Source organism: Methylobacterium sp. CCH5-D2, assembly GCF_001556475.1.
Classification (GTDB): domain Bacteria; phylum Pseudomonadota; class Alphaproteobacteria; order Rhizobiales; family Beijerinckiaceae; genus Methylobacterium; species Methylobacterium hispanicum.
Map to the genome: position 1 here is coordinate 1 of NZ_LSIX01000441.1, position 15,063 is coordinate 15,063.

12 protein-coding genes and 1 pseudogene are annotated in these 15,063 nt (G+C 71.6%); 10 read left to right on the top strand and 3 right to left on the bottom strand.

Going from position 1 to position 15,063, the window contains the following annotated elements:
* Together AX737_RS38000 and AX737_RS38005 are read left to right on the top strand one after the other, a co-directional pair.
* A pseudogene (locus AX737_RS38000) lies at nt 1–651 on the top strand (ribonuclease E/G); the annotation flags it as partial.
* Between the two features lie 287 nt (nt 652–938).
* Complete coding sequence (locus tag AX737_RS38005; RefSeq protein ID WP_066921356.1) at nt 939–2,180, top strand: methyl-accepting chemotaxis protein; 1,242 nt, start codon at nt 939–941, stop codon at nt 2,178–2,180.
* A gap of 125 nt (nt 2,181–2,305) precedes the next feature.
* Here AX737_RS38005 and AX737_RS38010 read toward each other — a convergent pair whose 3' ends face one another.
* Nucleotides 2,306–3,463, bottom strand: a complete 1,158-nt coding sequence (locus tag AX737_RS38010) for an aminotransferase class I/II-fold pyridoxal phosphate-dependent enzyme (RefSeq protein WP_066921358.1) — start codon at nt 3,461–3,463, stop codon at nt 2,306–2,308.
* A gap of 192 nt (nt 3,464–3,655) precedes the next feature.
* On the opposite strand from AX737_RS38010, the gene AX737_RS38015 reads away from it, so the two are divergent.
* The 5 genes from AX737_RS38015 (at nt 3,656) to aat (ending at nt 7,677) form a co-directional block, all read left to right on the top strand.
* Complete coding sequence (locus tag AX737_RS38015) at nt 3,656–4,456, top strand: DsbA family protein (protein ID WP_066921360.1); 801 nt, start codon at nt 3,656–3,658, stop codon at nt 4,454–4,456.
* 105 nt (nt 4,457–4,561) lie between these two features.
* Nucleotides 4,562–5,032 (top strand): type II 3-dehydroquinate dehydratase, encoded by a 471-nt coding sequence (gene aroQ / locus AX737_RS38020; protein WP_066921362.1) that lies wholly within the window; start codon nt 4,562–4,564, stop codon nt 5,030–5,032.
* A 14-nt stretch (nt 5,033–5,046) separates the two neighbouring features.
* The gene (gene accB / locus AX737_RS38025; protein WP_066921363.1) at nt 5,047–5,517 is read left to right on the top strand and encodes an acetyl-CoA carboxylase biotin carboxyl carrier protein; all 471 of its coding nucleotides are present in this window, start codon (nt 5,047–5,049) and stop codon (nt 5,515–5,517) included.
* A 5-nt stretch (nt 5,518–5,522) separates the two neighbouring features.
* Nucleotides 5,523–6,875: an acetyl-CoA carboxylase biotin carboxylase subunit gene (gene accC, locus AX737_RS38030; protein WP_066921365.1), complete on the top strand. Its 1,353-nt coding sequence runs from the start codon at nt 5,523–5,525 to the stop codon at nt 6,873–6,875.
* A gap of 142 nt (nt 6,876–7,017) precedes the next feature.
* The gene (gene aat / locus AX737_RS38035) at nt 7,018–7,677 is read left to right on the top strand and encodes a leucyl/phenylalanyl-tRNA--protein transferase (protein WP_066921367.1); all 660 of its coding nucleotides are present in this window, start codon (nt 7,018–7,020) and stop codon (nt 7,675–7,677) included.
* Nucleotides 7,678–7,681: 4 nt separating this feature from the next.
* Here aat and AX737_RS38040 read toward each other — a convergent pair whose 3' ends face one another.
* Nucleotides 7,682–8,332 carry a DUF2155 domain-containing protein gene (locus AX737_RS38040; RefSeq protein ID WP_066921369.1) on the bottom strand — a complete coding sequence of 217 codons (651 nt, stop codon included), beginning with the start codon at nt 8,330–8,332 and terminating at the stop codon, nt 7,682–7,684.
* 80 nt (nt 8,333–8,412) lie between these two features.
* Complete coding sequence (locus AX737_RS38045; RefSeq protein ID WP_066921371.1) at nt 8,413–8,829, bottom strand: NADH:ubiquinone oxidoreductase subunit NDUFA12; 417 nt, start codon at nt 8,827–8,829, stop codon at nt 8,413–8,415.
* Nucleotides 8,830–9,376: 547 nt separating this feature from the next.
* Between AX737_RS38045 and AX737_RS38050 the strand changes: the two genes are divergently transcribed.
* The 3 genes from AX737_RS38050 to AX737_RS38060 all read left to right on the top strand — a co-directional run.
* A complete protein-coding gene (locus AX737_RS38050; protein WP_066921373.1) occupies nt 9,377–13,099 on the top strand; it encodes a vitamin B12-dependent ribonucleotide reductase in 3,723 nt (1,240 codons plus the stop codon).
* A 197-nt stretch (nt 13,100–13,296) separates the two neighbouring features.
* On the top strand, nt 13,297–13,533 hold the full coding sequence (locus tag AX737_RS38055; protein WP_066921375.1) for a hypothetical protein: 237 nt from the start codon (nt 13,297–13,299) through the stop codon (nt 13,531–13,533).
* 1,240 nt (nt 13,534–14,773) lie between these two features.
* The coding region (locus AX737_RS38060) for a hypothetical protein (protein WP_210173131.1) at nt 14,774–15,063 on the top strand (290 nt) is incomplete at its 3' end.

Consider the following 15,063-nt stretch of genomic DNA (forward strand, 5'->3'; position numbering starts at 1 on the left):
CTTCCCCCGTCTCCTGGCGCCCGCCGCCGCGGCGGGCGCCAGGAGACGGGGGAAGCGAACGGCGAGGCCGGCGACGAGCCGCGCCACGCCGCCGAGGACGAGGGCGACGCGGAGGACGAGGCCGAGCCGGCCGGGACGGACGAGGCCGCCGGGACCGCGGAGGTCGCGTCCGAGGACACGGCCGAGACCGAGGCGGCGGGCGAGCAGGCCGAGGACGGCGAGGGCCGCCGCCGCCGCCGCCGCGGGCGCCGGGGCGGGCGCGGACGCTCGGAGGGCCGCGGCCGCGAGGCCGCCGCCTCGGACGAGACCGATGCGGACGAGGCCGAGCCCGACGCCGTCGCGGTCCTGTCGCCGGAGGAGCCGGTGAGCGCCGAGGTCCTGGCCGCGACGGTCGAGGCGCCCGACGCCGGAGACACCACGGCCCGGGAGACGGCGGTCGAGCTGCCGGTCGCCGGCGCGGCGCCCGAGCCCGCCTCGCAGGCCGAGGCTGCGGAGGCTGCATCCGCGGCGTCGCCCGAGCCGGCTCCCCGGACCGAGGCGGCCCCGCCGCCGGAGCCGGTCGCCGTGGTGCTGAGCGCGCCGTCCGATCCCGACCGTCCCAAGCGCGCCGGCTGGTGGTCGCGCACCAAGGCGGCCCTGACCGGCGAGTGAGGCGCGGGCCTAGCGCTCCGCCACCGTGATCCGCGGACGCGCCGTCCGCAGCCCAGCGGGGCCCGGTTCGCCGGGCCCCGCCGCGCGTTCCGGGGCCTCGCGGGGCGCTCCCGGCCTCGCAGGGCGCTCCCGGCCTCGCAGGGCGGCACAACCTGAGCGTGCTTAAGTTCGCCCCGAGAGATCAAATCCGTGTTAAGCCCCTTTGGGGACACCCGATGGCTTTAACTGACGGTTGAGGGCCTTGCGGGAAGATGCCCTTCAGAACGAGAAGTCTGAGGGGTCCCACCATGTTCGCACTGTTCCGCGGAAGCCGGCCTGCGGAGCTGCCGCCGGCCGTGCTCGATGCCGCGCCCGCGGTGATCGAGGCTCCCGCGCCACCCGAACCGCCCGCGCTCGACGCCACGATGCTGCGGCTGCAGGCGAGCCTCTCGGCGGCCGCCTCGGAGGCCGGCACCTCGATCGGCTGGATCACCCACGACTCCGCGCAGATCTCCGAGCAGGCCCGGCTGATCGCCGCGGCGGGCGAGGAACTCGCCGCCACCACGAGCGAGGTCGCGGCCCGCTCTCAGACCTCCGCCGAGACCGCCGAGCGGGCCCGGGTCGGCATCGGCGAGTGCGCCGCCGACATGCGGCTCGCCGCCGAGCGGATGCAGGTGATCGAGGCGCGCTCCACCGAGATCGGCGGCTGCCTCGACGGCTTCGCGGCGGCCGCGCGCCGGATCGAGGAGATGGCGAGCGCCATCGCGGCGATCTCGGCCCAGACCAACCTGCTGGCGCTGAACGCTACCATCGAGGCGGCCCGCGCCGGCGAGGCGGGCCGCGGCTTCGCGGTGGTGGCCGGCGAGGTCAAGGCCCTCTCGGCCCAGACCGCGAAGGCCACCGACGAGATCCGGGCCCGCCTCACGGCGCTGCAGGGCGAGCTGTCGGCGATGCACGACGCGGTCGAGCACAGCCGCGCCGCCGTCACGGCCGGCTCCGAGGTGATGACCCGGGTCAACGCCCGCGTCGAGAGCGAGAGCGCGGCGGTGGCCGCGGCGGCCTCCGAGATGCGCGCCATGGTGGGGATCATGGAGCAGCAGATCACCGCCACGGGCGAGATCGCCGCCAACGTCGGCAACATCGCCGCCGGCACCGAGAAGTCCCGCCGCGAGATCGGCGACGCCATCGGCCGCCTCGACGCGCTGGAGGGGATGAGCCGCTCGCTGCTCGACCGTCAGCCGGGCGACGCGCGCCTCGTGCGGCTCGGCCGGTTGCCGGCCGACTGCGCGGCCTGGCGCCGCCGGCTCGCCGCCTGCCTCGTCGGCCTGGCGCAGGCGCAGGAGGCGGCGGCGCTCGCGGTGCGGCCCGACGCGGAGATGCCGCCGGCCGTCCGCACCGCCCTCACCGAGGCCGGCGCCAAGGCCGATGCGATGGCCGGGCACATCCGGGCCGCCGCCTGGGGCGAGGCGGCCGGCGCCTTCCAGGCCTTCGAGGCCCATCTGGCCGAGGCCGTGAAGGCCGCCGAGGCGGCCTTCGCGCGGGCGGCCTGAGACGCGGGATCCCGAAGGGCGGCAGCCCTTCGGCGGGGTCTCGGGGCGGCACCCCCGAGCCATGATCCCCGGGCTCCGCCCCGGCCCCGCCAAAGGTCTCGGACCTCCGGGAACCGGGACCTGCCTCAGCCGAGCCAGCCGCGCAGGCGCCGCACCGCCTCGCGGCAATCGTCCTCCGAGCCCGCGAAGGAGAAGCGCACATGGTGCGCGCCCTCCGCCGGGTCGAAATCGAGTCCCGGGGTCGCCGCGACGCCCGCCTCCGCCAGCATGCGGCGGCAGAACTCCGCGGCGTCGTCCGTGAGGTCGGAGACGTCGGCGTAGAGGTAGAAGGCCCCGTCCGCCGGATGCGTCCGCCCGAGCCCGAGCCCGGGCAAGGCGTCGAGCAGGATCGCCCGGTTGCGGGCGTAGCCGTCGCGCACCGCGTCGAGTTCCTCGCCCGCCTCGAAAGCCGCGAGCGCGCCCACCTGCGAGAGGTAGGGGGCTGAGATGTAGAGGTTCTGCGCCAGCCGCTCGATCGGCCGCACGAGGCTGTCGGGCACCACCATCCAGCCGACGCGCCAGCCGGTCATGCAGTGGTATTTCGAGAACGAGTTGATCACGATCGCGTCCGCGTCGAACTGCAGCGCGGTCGCGCTCGGCAGGCCGTCGTAGCCGAGCCCGTGGTAGATCTCGTCGGAGATGAACGGCAGGCTGAGGTCGCGCGCCGCGGCGCAGAGGGCGCGCAGAGCGTCCGGCGCGATCACCGTGCCGGAGGGGTTGGCCGGGCTCATCACCAGGACGCCCGAGAGCCGGGCCTGGGCGTGCACCGCCCGCAGCAGCTCCGCCGTCGGGGCGAAGCGGTCCTCGGCCCGCAGCACCATCGGCGTCGCCACGAGGTCGAGGGCCGCGAGGATGCTGCGATAGGCCGGGTAGCCGGGCTGCGGAACGCCGACCCGGGCGCCCGCGTCGAACAGGCTCATGAAGGCCAGGATGAAGCCTGCCGACGAGCCGGTGGTGACGACGACCCGCTCCGGGGCCACATCGACGCCGTAGCGGTCGCGGTAGTCCCGGGCGATCCGCTCCCGCAGGGCCGGCAGCCCGAGGGCCTCGGTGTAAGGCACCCGGCCGTGCGCCAGGGCCCCTTGCGCCGCCGCGATCACCGCCCGGGGCGCGGGGGCGGAGGGCTGGCCGACCTCCATGTGGACCACGCTGCCGCCGGCCCGCTCCCGGGCGGCGGCGGCCGTCATCACGTCCATGGCGAGGAAGGGGGCGACCGCCGCGACGCGGCGCGAGGGGAGGAGCATGGCGTTTCCATCCGCGGGTTGCGGGCGCCAGAGGACCGAGTTTGCTGGGCGGCGCAAGGGACGGTGTGCCGTGCGGGCGGCGGACGGGCCCGCGATTTGACCGTCCGCCGTGAAAAGGCCTAACCGGACGCCTACCTGAATCGCGCTTTCGCCGGCCGGCCCGGCCGGCGCCCCCGCGCGCAGCGAGGACGTATGCCTGTCTCCCGTTCCGTCTCGATCCTGGCCCTGACGCTCGCCCTCGGGGCTGCGCCCGTCTCGACCCGGTCCGCCCTGGCCCAGGAGCCCGCCTCCTCCGCCGCGCCGGTCTTCAGCGATCAGCAGCGGCAGGCGATCGAGTCGATCGTGAAGGAATACCTGATCAAGAACCCCGACGTCCTGCAGGAGGCGATCGCCGAGGGCGAGCGCCGCCAGATGGAGACGCAGCGCCTCGCCCAGGCCGCCGCGCTCAAGGAGGCGAAGGACGCGCTCCACAACGGCCCGCACGACGTGGTCGCCGGCAACCCGAACGGCGACGTCACCCTGGTGGAGTTCTTCGACTACAATTGCGGCTACTGCCGCAAGGCGCTCGGCGACATCCAGACCCTGATCAAGACCGACCCGAAGCTGCGCGTCGTGATCAAGGACTTCCCGGTGCTCGGCCCGGAATCGCTGGAAGCGAGCCAGATCGCGCTCGCGGTCAAGCAACAGGCCAAGGGCGAGAAGCTGTTCGAGTTCCACCAGAAGCTCTTGGAGTCGAAGGGCCGGGTGAACGGCGCCCGCGCGCTCCAGGTGGCCAAGGAGATGGGCCTCGACGTCGCCCGCATCCAGCGGGACGCGGCCGGGCCGGAGGTGAAGGCGGCGCTCGCCGAGAACCGCGGCCTCGGCGACAAGCTCGGGCTCTCCGGCACGCCGGCCTTCGTCATCGGCGAGGAGATCATCCCGGGCGCCGTCGGCGTCGATCCGATCCGCAAGACCATCGCGGACGTGCGCCAGTGCGGGCACGCCTCCTGCTGAGCGGTCCGGCACGCGGCCCACATCCACGCGGCGCGCCCTTGTGGCGCCCGCGCGCCTTCGTTTAAGAGCGGCCCGCCTCCCCTACCGGGCCGACCCGACGGTTCCATGATCCCGATCCACGTCCTCAACGGGCCGAACCTCAACCTGCTCGGCCGCCGCGAGCCCGGCATCTACGGCACCGCGACGCTGGCCGACATCGAGCGCGACCTGCGCGCGCAGGCCGCGACGCTCGGCGTCGCGCTGACCTTCCGGCAGACGAACCACGAGGGCGAACTCGTCGGCTTCGTGCAGGAGGCGGGTCTCGCGGGCGCGGGCGTGCTGATCAACGCCGCCGCCTACACCCACACCTCCGTGGCGCTCCGCGACGCGATCAGCGGCAGCGGCGCGCTCGCGATCGAGATCCATCTCTCGAACGTCCACGCCCGCGAGGCGTTTCGCCACCACTCCTTCCTCGCTCCCGTCTGCGCGGGCGTGATCTGCGGCTTCGGCCCGATGAGCTACAGCCTCGGCCTCGACGCGCTGGCACGCCTGCTGGCCGCCCGGAGCGGCACCCCGACCCAACCGACATCGCCGTGAAAGACCCCGCCCCGATGCCCAAGCACGACCCCATCGACCCCGACCTCGTGCGCGAGTTGGCCAACCTCGTCACCGAGACCGGCCTCTCCGAGATCGAGGTGGAGAAGGGGGACCTGCGCATCCGCGTCGTGCGCCGCCTGGAGCCGGTGAGCGTGCAGGTGGCCGCGCCCGCCCCCGTGGCCGCGCTCGCGCCTGCCGCAGCCCCGGGCGCGCCGGCCCCGGCACCCGCTCCCGCCTCGCCCCGGGCGCATCCCGGCGCCGTGCCGTCGCCGATGGTCGGCACCGCCTATCGCCGCCCCTCGCCCGACGCCAAGCCCTTCGTCGAGGTCGGATCGAAGGTCGAGGCCGGCGAGAAGGTGCTGCTCATCGAGGCGATGAAGACCTTCAACGAGATCGTCGCCCCGCGCGCCGGCACGGTCAGCGCGATCTTTGTCGAGGACGGCCAGCCCGTCGAGTTCGGCGAGCCGCTGCTGGCGATCGAGTAGGCGCGATGTTCGACAAGATCCTGATCGCCAACCGCGGCGAGATCGCGCTGCGCATCCTGCGGGCGGCCAAGGAGCTCGGCATCGCGACCGTCGCGGTCCACTCGACCGCCGACGCCGACGCCATGCACGTGCGGCTCGCCGACGAGAGCGTCTGCATCGGCCCGCCGGCCGCCCGCGAGAGCTACCTGAACATCCCCTCGATCATCGCGGCCTGCGAGATCACGGGCGCGGACGCGGTGCATCCGGGCTACGGCTTCCTCTCGGAGAACGCCCGCTTCGCCGAGGTGCTGGCCCACCACAACATCGGCTTCATCGGCCCGAAGGCCGAGCACATCCGCACGATGGGCGACAAGATCGAGGCCAAGCGCACGGCGCTCTCCCTCGGCATCCCCTGCGTGCCGGGCTCGGAGGGCGGCATCGATGACATCGACGCGGCCAAGCGGGTCGCCGCCGAGATCGGCTATCCGGTCCTCGTCAAGGCCGCCTCCGGCGGCGGCGGGCGCGGCATGAAGGTCGCCCGCACCGAGGCCGACCTGGAGCAGGCGGTGGTCCTCGCCCGCACCGAGGCCAAGGCCGCCTTCGGAGACGACGCGGTCTATCTCGAGAAGTATCTGGAGAAGCCGCGCCACATCGAGGTGCAGATCCTCGGCGACGGGCGGGGCGACGCCGTGCACCTGGCCGAGCGCGACTGCTCGCTCCAGCGCCGCCACCAGAAGGTCTGGGAAGAGGGCGGCTCGCCCGCCCTCAACGAGGCGATGCGGGCCGAGATCGGCGGCATCTGCTCGGCCGCGATGAAGAAGCTCGGCTATCGCGGCGCCGGCACCATCGAGTTCCTGTACGAGGACGGGCGCTTCTACTTCATCGAGATGAACACGCGCATCCAGGTGGAGCATCCCGTCACCGAGATGATCACCGGCATCGACCTCGTGAACGAGCAGATCCGGGTCGCGGCGGGCAGCGACCTCTCGGTCAGCCAGGACGAGATCCGGGTCGAGGGCCACGCCATCGAGTGCCGGATCAACGCCGAGCATCCGGCCACCTTCCGGCCCTCGCCCGGCCAGATCACCTACTACCACCCGCCGGGCGGCCTCGGCGTGCGGGTCGATTCGGCGGCCTTCCAGGGCTACCGCATCCCGCCGAACTACGACTCCCTGATCGGCAAGCTGATCGTGCACGGGCGCACCCGCAACGAGTGCCTGATGCGCCTGCGGCGGGCGCTCGACGAGTTCGTCATCGACGGCGTCGACACGACCCTGCCGCTGTTCCGCACCCTCGTGCGCAACGCCGACGTGCAGAACGGCGCCTACGACATCCACTGGCTGGAAGGTTTTCTGGAAGCGGGCGGCCTCGCGACCTGAGGGCGTCCATCCCTGAAATTCGAAGGAGGCCGGTCCCGGCGGGGCCGGCCTTTTTCATGGCTTGTGAGGGGCCCGCCCGATCCGTTACGCCTCTTAGTGCGGGCGCCCTTCCAGAGCGGCCGGCCTGCCCCATAATCGGTTCATGCACGACGGCGCCCGCGTGGAGATCACCCCGGAGATCCTGCTCAAGGCCTACGCCGCCGGCATCTTCCCGATGGCCGAGGACGCGACCGACCCGACCCTATACTGGGTCGAACCGCGTGCCCGCGGCGTGCTGCCGCTCGACGGCTTCCGCATAGCCCGGCGCCTCGCCCGCACGGTGCGCTCGGACGTGTTCGAGGTCCGCACCGACACCGATTTCGACGCGGTGATCTCGGGCTGCGCCGCGCCGCGCCGGGACAGCGAGCGCACCTGGATCAACGGGCGCATCCGCGAACTCTACGGCGCCCTGTTCGACCAGGGCCACGCCCACACGGTCGAGGTCTACGCGGAGGGGCAGTTGGTCGGCGGCCTCTACGGCGTCTCGCTCGGCGCCGCCTTCTTCGGCGAGAGCATGTTCCACACGGTGCGCGACGCCTCGAAGGTCGCCCTGGTCCACCTGATGGCGCGGCTCAAAGCCTGCGGCTACCGCCTCGCCGACACCCAGTTCGTCACCGACCACCTCGCCCAGTTCGGGGCCGAGGAGTTGCCGCGCCACGTCTACAAGCGGCGGCTGGCCGAGGCTCTCACCGAGCAGGCGGACTGGACCGCGTGGCCGGCGAGCGTGCGCGGCGCGGAGGCGTTGGCCGCGCTCGGCGCCTGAGGGATCAGCGGAACAGCGCGTCGAACAGCGATTGCGGCTGCTGCGGCGGGGGGGCCGGGGCCGGCCCCTCGTTCGAGGGGAAGAACTTGCGCGAGGGCTTCTGGCGGGGCTGGACCGGCACGCCGCGCGGCGCCTCGACATCGACCTGACCCGCGGAGTTGACCTGCTGGGCGGTCTTCGTCTGGTCGCGGCCCTTGCGCGTCTTCTCGGGCTTGGAGGCGAGCGCGGGCACGTCCTCCTGCTCCTTGGCCTCGGCGATCACATCGGTGCCGCCCTTACAGTCGACCAGCCAGACGTCGTAGATCGGGTGCTCGATCGCGTGCAGCCCCGGGCTCGCGGCGAACATCCAGCCGGTGAAGATGCGGCGGTACTTGTTGTCGAGCGTGACCTCGTCGACCTCTAGGAAGGCGGTGGTCTTGGCGCTCTCGGTGGGGGGCCGCGTGTAGCAGACCCGCGGGGTGAGCTGGAGCGCGCCGAACTGCACCGTCTCGTCCACCGCCACCTCGAAGGAAACGATGCGGCCGGTGATCTTGTCGAGGCCCGAGAACACGGCCGTCGGGTTCTTGATCTTGTCGGCGGCGGCGGGAAGGCTGCCGAGGGCCAGCAGGCCGGCGGCGAGCGCGGCGCCCGACAGGCGTGCGGTGATGCGGCTCAAGGCGGGGCCCTCCGGGAACGCGGGTTCAGACGCGCGAGACCGCCTTCAAGACCCGAACGGTGGTGAATTGAGGGCGAGCCCTACTCGCCGGGCGTCCACGGCACGTAGTCGCCGGTGGCGGCCGGCCGCGCGCCCCAGGAGAGCTGCGAGCCCTTCGGCCGGTAGGCGTCGGGCGAGCCGGTCTGGTTCTCGACATGCGGCCGCTCCCAGGCGCGCGGCTTGTAGTCCTCCTCGCTCGGCGGGACCTCGACGTTGTGGCAGAGCCAGCCGCGCCAGCCGGGCGGCACCTTCGAGGCGTCGGCGTAGCCGTTGTAGACCACCCAGCGCCGCTCGGGCCCGACCGAGCGGTCGATCAGCGGTCCCATCGCGCGGTAGTATTTGTTGCCGAGCTCGTCGCTGCCGACATAGGTGCCGCTGCGCGCGGTGGTGAGGGCGAGCGAGACCGTCTGCCCGTTCCACCACGTGAAGATGCGCAGCAGCGTGTCCTTGAGAGCCATCGCGTGTCCCCGGGGCCTTCGAAGCGAGTCCCCGCGCGGGCGCGAGGCTTCGGGCGGGTTATGGTCAGCGCGGGCCAGCGAGTCCAGTCGAAAGCCGCCGCCCGCTCCTCCCGGGTGTCGCCGAAATGTCGCTGCCGGGGTTCGCGGACGGGTCCGGGATCCTGCGCCGACTGTCGTTTCGCGCAGGGGTTGCGGAGCCCTGTGGATCGAAAATTTTCCGGAACCGAATCCGGGAAGCCGAAAGAGCACTTAGCCAAGCGCTGCGCGATATCCACAGGGATTTCGCTTCTCCTACCACATCTAGCGTGGAACTCGGAGCCGGCACACCACTTGTTGACGTGAAGGCGGCCCCGGCGTTAATCTCCGGGTCATGGTCCGGGCGGCTCGGCCAAGGGGTTCAGGGCTCGCGCGGGCACCTTCACGTCATCATCGCCGGTCCCGCCGCAGTCCCATCCTGCGTCGGATCCGGTGCCCCCAGAGTTGGGACCATATCCTGCGCGCGAGCGTGGGACGGGGCCGTCGCGCCCCGTCGGGAGAGGTGTGTTTCATGCGGTTCGAGCGTCGCTACACCACGGCCGGGCAATCCCCCTACGCCGCCATCCCGTTCCGCAAGGCCCTGAGCGAGATCCGCAACCCGGACGGCTCGGTGGTCTTCCGGCTCGACGGCATCTCGGTCCCCGAGGGCTGGAGCCAGGTCGCGAGCGACGTGCTCGCGCAGAAGTACTTCCGCAAGGCCGGCGTGCCCGCCCGCCTGCGCAAGGTCGAGGAGAACGACGTCCCCTCCTTCCTCTGGCGCTCGGTCGCCGACGAGGTGGCGCTCGCCGAGCTGCCCGAGGAGGAGCGCACCGGCTCCGAGACCTCGGCGACCCAGGTCTTCGACCGCCTCGCGGGCTGCTGGACCTACTGGGGCTGGAAGGGCGGCTACTTCTCGTCCGAAGAGGACGCCCAGGCCTTCATGGACGAGCTGCGCTTCATGCTGGCCCGCCAGATGGTGGCGCCGAACTCGCCGCAATGGTTCAACACCGGCCTGCACTGGGCCTACGGCATCGACGGGCCGAGCCAGGGCCATTATTACTGCGACCCGAAGACCGGTGAGCTGACGAAGTCGGCCACCGCCTACGAGCACCCGCAGCCGCACGCCTGCTTCATCCAGTCGGTCCAGGACGACCTCGTCAACGAGGGCGGCATCATGGACCTGTGGGTACGCGAGGCGCGCCTGTTCAAGTACGGCTCGGGCACCGGCTCGAACTTCTCGATGCTGCGCGGCGAGAACGAGCGCCTCGGCGGCGGCGGCAAGTCGTCGGGCCTGATGAGCTTCCTCAAGATCGGCGATCGGGCGGCCGGCGCCATCAAGTCGGGCGGCACCACGCGCCGCGCCGCCAAGATGGTCATCGTCGACATCGACCATCCCGACATCGAGTCCTTCATCGACTGGAAGGTCAAGGAGGAGCAGAAGGTCGCCGCTCTCGTCACCGGCTCCAAGGTCGTCTCGAAGCACCTCACGCTCGTGATGAAGGCCTGCACCCAGTGCGAGGCGGAAGGCGACGCCTGCTTCGACCCTGAGCGCAACCCGGTGCTCAAGCGCGAGATCAAGGCCGCGCGCCGCGCCTCGGTGCCGGACGCCTACATCAAGCGCGTGGTGCAGTTCGCCCGCCAGGGCTTCACCAAGATCGACTTCCCGGTCTACGACACCGACTGGGATTCCGAGGCCTACCTCACGGTGGCGGGCCAGAACTCCAACAACTCGGTCTCGCTCACCGACGACTTCCTGCGCGCGGTGGAAGCCGACAAGCCCTGGAACCTGACGTCGCGCACCACCGGCAAGGTGGTGAAGACGCCGCAGGCCCGCGACCTCTGGGAGAAGATCGGCGAGGCGGCCTGGGCCTCGGCCGATCCCGGCCTGCACTTCAACACCACGATGAACGATTGGCACACCTGCCCGCAGGGCGGGCGGATCCGGGCCTCGAACCCGTGCTCCGAGTACATGTTCCTCGACGACACGGCCTGCAATCTCGCCTCGGCCAACCTGCTGACGATGTACGATCGGCAGAGCAAGCGCTTCGACGTGGAGGCCTTCGAGCACCTCAACCGCCTCTGGACGGTGGTGCTCGAGATCTCGGTGATGATGGCGCAGTTCCCGTCGAAGGAGATCGCCGAACTCTCCTACAAGTACCGCACGCTCGGCCTCGGCTACGCCAATATCGGCGGCCTCCTCATGACCATGGGCCTACCCTACGACTCGAAGGAGGGCCGGGCGCTGGCCGGCGCGCTCACCGCGATCATGACGGGCGTGGCCTACGCCACCTCCGCCGAGATGGCGGCCGAGCTCGGGCCCTTCGCGGCCTACGAGGACAATGCCGACGCGATGCTGCGGGTGATCCGCAACCACCGCCGCGCCGCGCACGGCGAGGCGGAGGGCTACGAGTTCCTCAACATCGCCCCCGTGGCGCTGGACCACGCCAACATCCCGCAGGCCGACCTGGGTGAGCACGCCCGCGCCGCCTGGGACCGGGCGCTGGCGCTCGGCGAGGAGCACGGCTACCGCAACGCCCAGGCCACCGTGATCGCGCCGACCGGCACGATCGGCCTCGTGATGGATTGCGATACCACCGGCATCGAGCCCGATTTCGCGCTGGTGAAGTTCAAGAAGCTCGCGGGCGGCGGCTACTTCAAGATCATCAACCAAGCCGCGCCGGACGCGCTCCGGGCGCTGGGCTACCGCGAGTCCGAGATCGCCGAGATCGAGGCCTACGCGGTCGGCCACGGCTCGATGGGTCAGGCCCCGGCGATCAACCCGGCGACCTTGCGTGCCAAGGGCTTCACCGACGAGAAGATCGCGGCGGTGGAGGCGGGCCTCAAGTCGGCCTTCGACATCAAGTTCGTGTTCAACCGCTGGACGCTCGGCGACGACTTCCTGACGAGCACCCTGAAGGTGCCGGCCGAGAAGCTCGCCGACCCGACCTTCGAGCTGCTGCCGCACCTCGGCTTCACCAAGCGCGACATCGAGGCCGCCAACACCCATATCTGCGGGGCGATGACGCTGGAGGGCGCTCCTCACCTCAAGACAGAGCACTACGCGGTGTTCGACTGCGCCAACCCCTGCGGGCGCATCGGAAAGCGCTACCTCTCGGTCGAGAGCCACATCCGCATGATGGCCGCGGCCCAGCCCTTCATCTCTGGGGCGATCTCCAAGACCATCAACATGCCGAACGACGCGACCGTCGAGGATTGTAAGGCGGCTTATCTGCTGTCCTGGCGCCTCGCGCTCAAGGCCAACGCCCTCTACCGCGACGGCTCGAAGCTGTCGCAGCCCCTCAACGCCGCCCTGGTCTCGGACGACGAGGAAGAGGCCGACGAGGGTGTCGAGGCGCTGATCCAGGCGCCGGCCGCCGCCAAGGCTGCTCTGGCCGCCGAGAAGATCGTCGAGCGGGTGATCGAGCGCGTCGAGCGCATCCGCTCCCGCGAGAAGCTACCGGCCCGGCGCAAGGGCTACACGCAGAAGGCGGTGGTGGGCGGCCACAAGGTGTACTTGCGCACTGGCGAGTACGACGACGGGCGGCTGGGCGAGATCTTCATCGACATGCACAAGGAGGGCGCGACCTTCCGGAGCCTGATGAACAACTTCGCCATCGCGATCTCGCTCGGCCTCCAGTACGGCGTGCCGCTGGAGGAGTACGTCGAGGCCTTCACCTTCACCCGCTTCGAGCCGGCGGGCTTCGTGCAGGGCAACGACGCGATCAAGAACGCCACGTCGCTCCTCGATTACGTCTTCCGCGAGCTGGCGGTCTCGTATCTCGGCCGGGCAGACCTCGCCCACGTCAACCCGAACGAGATCGGCGGCACGGTGATCGGCGGCGGCGAGAGCGGCGACACCACCCGCGACGCGGCGAAGCCCGCGCCCGCGGCGGCCATCGTCTCCCGCGGCCTCGTGCGCGGCTCGGCCGACCGGCTCACCCTGATCCAGGGCGGCCCGGCCGGCGGCACGGTCGGGGTCGGCGCGGGCTCGGCGGGCCAGAGCGCACCGGCCGGCGGCACAGTCCACGCGCTGCGCGGCGCAACCGCGCTGAAGGCGGAGCCGGCCGCGGCGATCGAGACGCTGCCCTTCGCGCAAGCGGAGCCCGCCGAGCGCAGCGTCGCGGACCGCCGGGCCGAGGCCAAGATGAAGGGCTATGTCGGCGAGGCCTGCCCCGAATGCGCGAACTTCACGCTGGTCCGCAACGGCACCTGCCTGAAGTGCGACACCTGCGGTGGCACGACCGGCTGCTCGTAACCTCGCCGGCCTGCTGCCGAGGGGCGTGTCTGCGGATCATCGCCCCTCGGCAGAACCTGCCGAGATCGCTCCGGGCCTTGCCTTCCAGCAGAGGCGGGACCTCGGTGGCTCGCGCAAGCGTCCATTTGCTCCGAGCGCACATCGGCGCTAGCCTCCTCGGGACGCGAACGCGACCGATTTGCGCGGCGAGCGATCCGATGTCTCACGAAGCGCTCATCTCCCTTGCCCTTGCCGCCGGCTTCACCTTGGGCTGTCTCGGCATCCATCGTGCCCGCCGACATCCGGATGCCGTTGCGCTGACCCTGATCCTGCTCTTCGGCCTGCTGGCGACACTGTATGTCGGCCGCTACGCTCACATGAACGGCCATCGTACCGCCGAACATGCGGGGCCCGACCACAACTGGACGGCAGAGCTGAAGCCCCGGATGCTGTGAGCGATCTTCCGACCGCAGCCCCCACCGCCCGATAGGGCCACGCATACTGTTCCGCTTCGGCCAGGCAGGCTCCTGCGCCGCTCCGGCCCACAGGCGTTCGGCGCCTCACACAATCGCGCCGGCCCATCCTGCGAACAGCCCGGCGGCGAGCCAGCCTCCGAAGAGCAGGACAGATACCTCGATCGGGTCGCGCCAAGCGCTCCAAACCTCGACCGCCGCCGCAATCCTGCCGATCTTTCGCATCGCAACCCCCGTCTCGTCCTCCGATTGACTGAATAGCGAAGCTTGAGGCCCGCACCACACCGCGTTGGTGGGTAATCCTTTCGGATGATGTCAGCCCCCTGGTCGCGGGGCGCCGTCCCGCGCTCTCCGACGACCCGGAACCGCCCGGGACTTCGGCGCGCGATACGGCTCTGATTGCGCGGGCATCCGGACCATCGTCCCGGCGCGACCGCGATCGACGGAGGGCCCATGCGCGCGGGCGGGACGACCGGCGCAGCCACCGAGCCCCGCCCCGTTGTATGCGAAGGTGTGCAGGGCCCGTCGTGGGCGGCGCCGTCGACGAGCATCGAGGCGCCGTCGAATCGGATGGTCCGACCCGAGCAGCAGGTCGGCGACGCAGGGGCCAGCGTCCCGACCTGCCGGCCGCCGGCATAACCTGATCGGGCCAAGCACAGCGACGTCCCAGGCTGTGCCGTCCGCGCTCACTCCGCAAGGCGTTCGCTCCGGATCTTCCGGGGCATCGCCGATCCGGACGTCGGCGATGCCGAGCCGCGCATCGCCTCCCCATCCGCGTCGCCGCTCCAATCGGCCGGCGGATCAGATGACCGTCGCCGGGTGATCCGCGCAGGCCCCCGCTCCGACGTATCCGCGACACGTGCGCTCGCGCACGCGGAGACTGGCATGCCAAGTGCTAATTTAGATCTCGCCCTTACGGGCGTTTCCTCCCAAGACTTCGGCCCGCCCGGCACCGCCGCGGCGGGCATTTTCTTTCCGCTCCCGTCGAACCGTACGGCTTCCGCCAGCGGAAGCCCCATCGTGCTTGCTCGGAACGGTTTGCGCATCCTTGCCGTTGCGTGGCGGCAACGCGGGGCGGAGCAGGATCCGCGATCCCCTCACCGACCACGGAACGAGAGAGCGCCCATGAACAAGCTCATCCGGAGCACGATGACGGCTGCCCTGCTGACGGCAGGCGCGACGATGGCCTTCGCCCAGGGGGGCGCCGCCGGAGGCGCTTCCGGTGGCGCCGGTGCCGGGACGGCAGGCGGCGGAGCGGGTGTCGGCGGCGGAGCGGGTGTCGGCGGCGGTGCAGGGGCTGGCGGTGCCGGGCCAGCCGCTCCGGGCGGCGGGGCCGGCATGCGCGGTGGGGCGCCCGGTGGCGAGGCCGGTGGCACGCGTAGTGGCACCGCGAGCGAGCCGCGGGGCGGTGGAAGCGAGGGACGTCCCGCAGCGGGCGAACGTGGCGGTACTGCCGAGCGAGACGGTGCCGAACGCGGCGCGGCGGGCGAGCGTCCCGGTGCGGCGCAGCGC

Excerpts from the sequence above, each read along its gene's own strand:
- AX737_RS38005 (WP_066921356.1), top strand. The coding sequence starts at position 939 with ATGTTCGCACTGTTCCGCGGAAGCCGGCCTGCGGAGCTGCCGCCGGCC.
- AX737_RS38010 (WP_066921358.1), bottom strand. The coding sequence starts at position 3,463 with ATGCTCCTCCCCTCGCGCCGCGTCGCGGCGGTCGCCCCCTTCCTCGCC.
- AX737_RS38015 (WP_066921360.1), top strand. The coding sequence starts at position 3,656 with ATGCCTGTCTCCCGTTCCGTCTCGATCCTGGCCCTGACGCTCGCCCTC.
- aroQ (WP_066921362.1), top strand. The coding sequence starts at position 4,562 with ATGATCCCGATCCACGTCCTCAACGGGCCGAACCTCAACCTGCTCGGC.
- accB (WP_066921363.1), top strand. The coding sequence starts at position 5,047 with ATGCCCAAGCACGACCCCATCGACCCCGACCTCGTGCGCGAGTTGGCC.
- accC (WP_066921365.1), top strand. The coding sequence starts at position 5,523 with ATGTTCGACAAGATCCTGATCGCCAACCGCGGCGAGATCGCGCTGCGC.
- aat (WP_066921367.1), top strand. The coding sequence starts at position 7,018 with ATGCACGACGGCGCCCGCGTGGAGATCACCCCGGAGATCCTGCTCAAG.
- AX737_RS38045 (WP_066921371.1), bottom strand. The coding sequence starts at position 8,829 with ATGGCTCTCAAGGACACGCTGCTGCGCATCTTCACGTGGTGGAACGGG.
- AX737_RS38050 (WP_066921373.1), top strand. The coding sequence starts at position 9,377 with ATGCGGTTCGAGCGTCGCTACACCACGGCCGGGCAATCCCCCTACGCC.
- AX737_RS38055 (WP_066921375.1), top strand. The coding sequence starts at position 13,297 with ATGTCTCACGAAGCGCTCATCTCCCTTGCCCTTGCCGCCGGCTTCACC.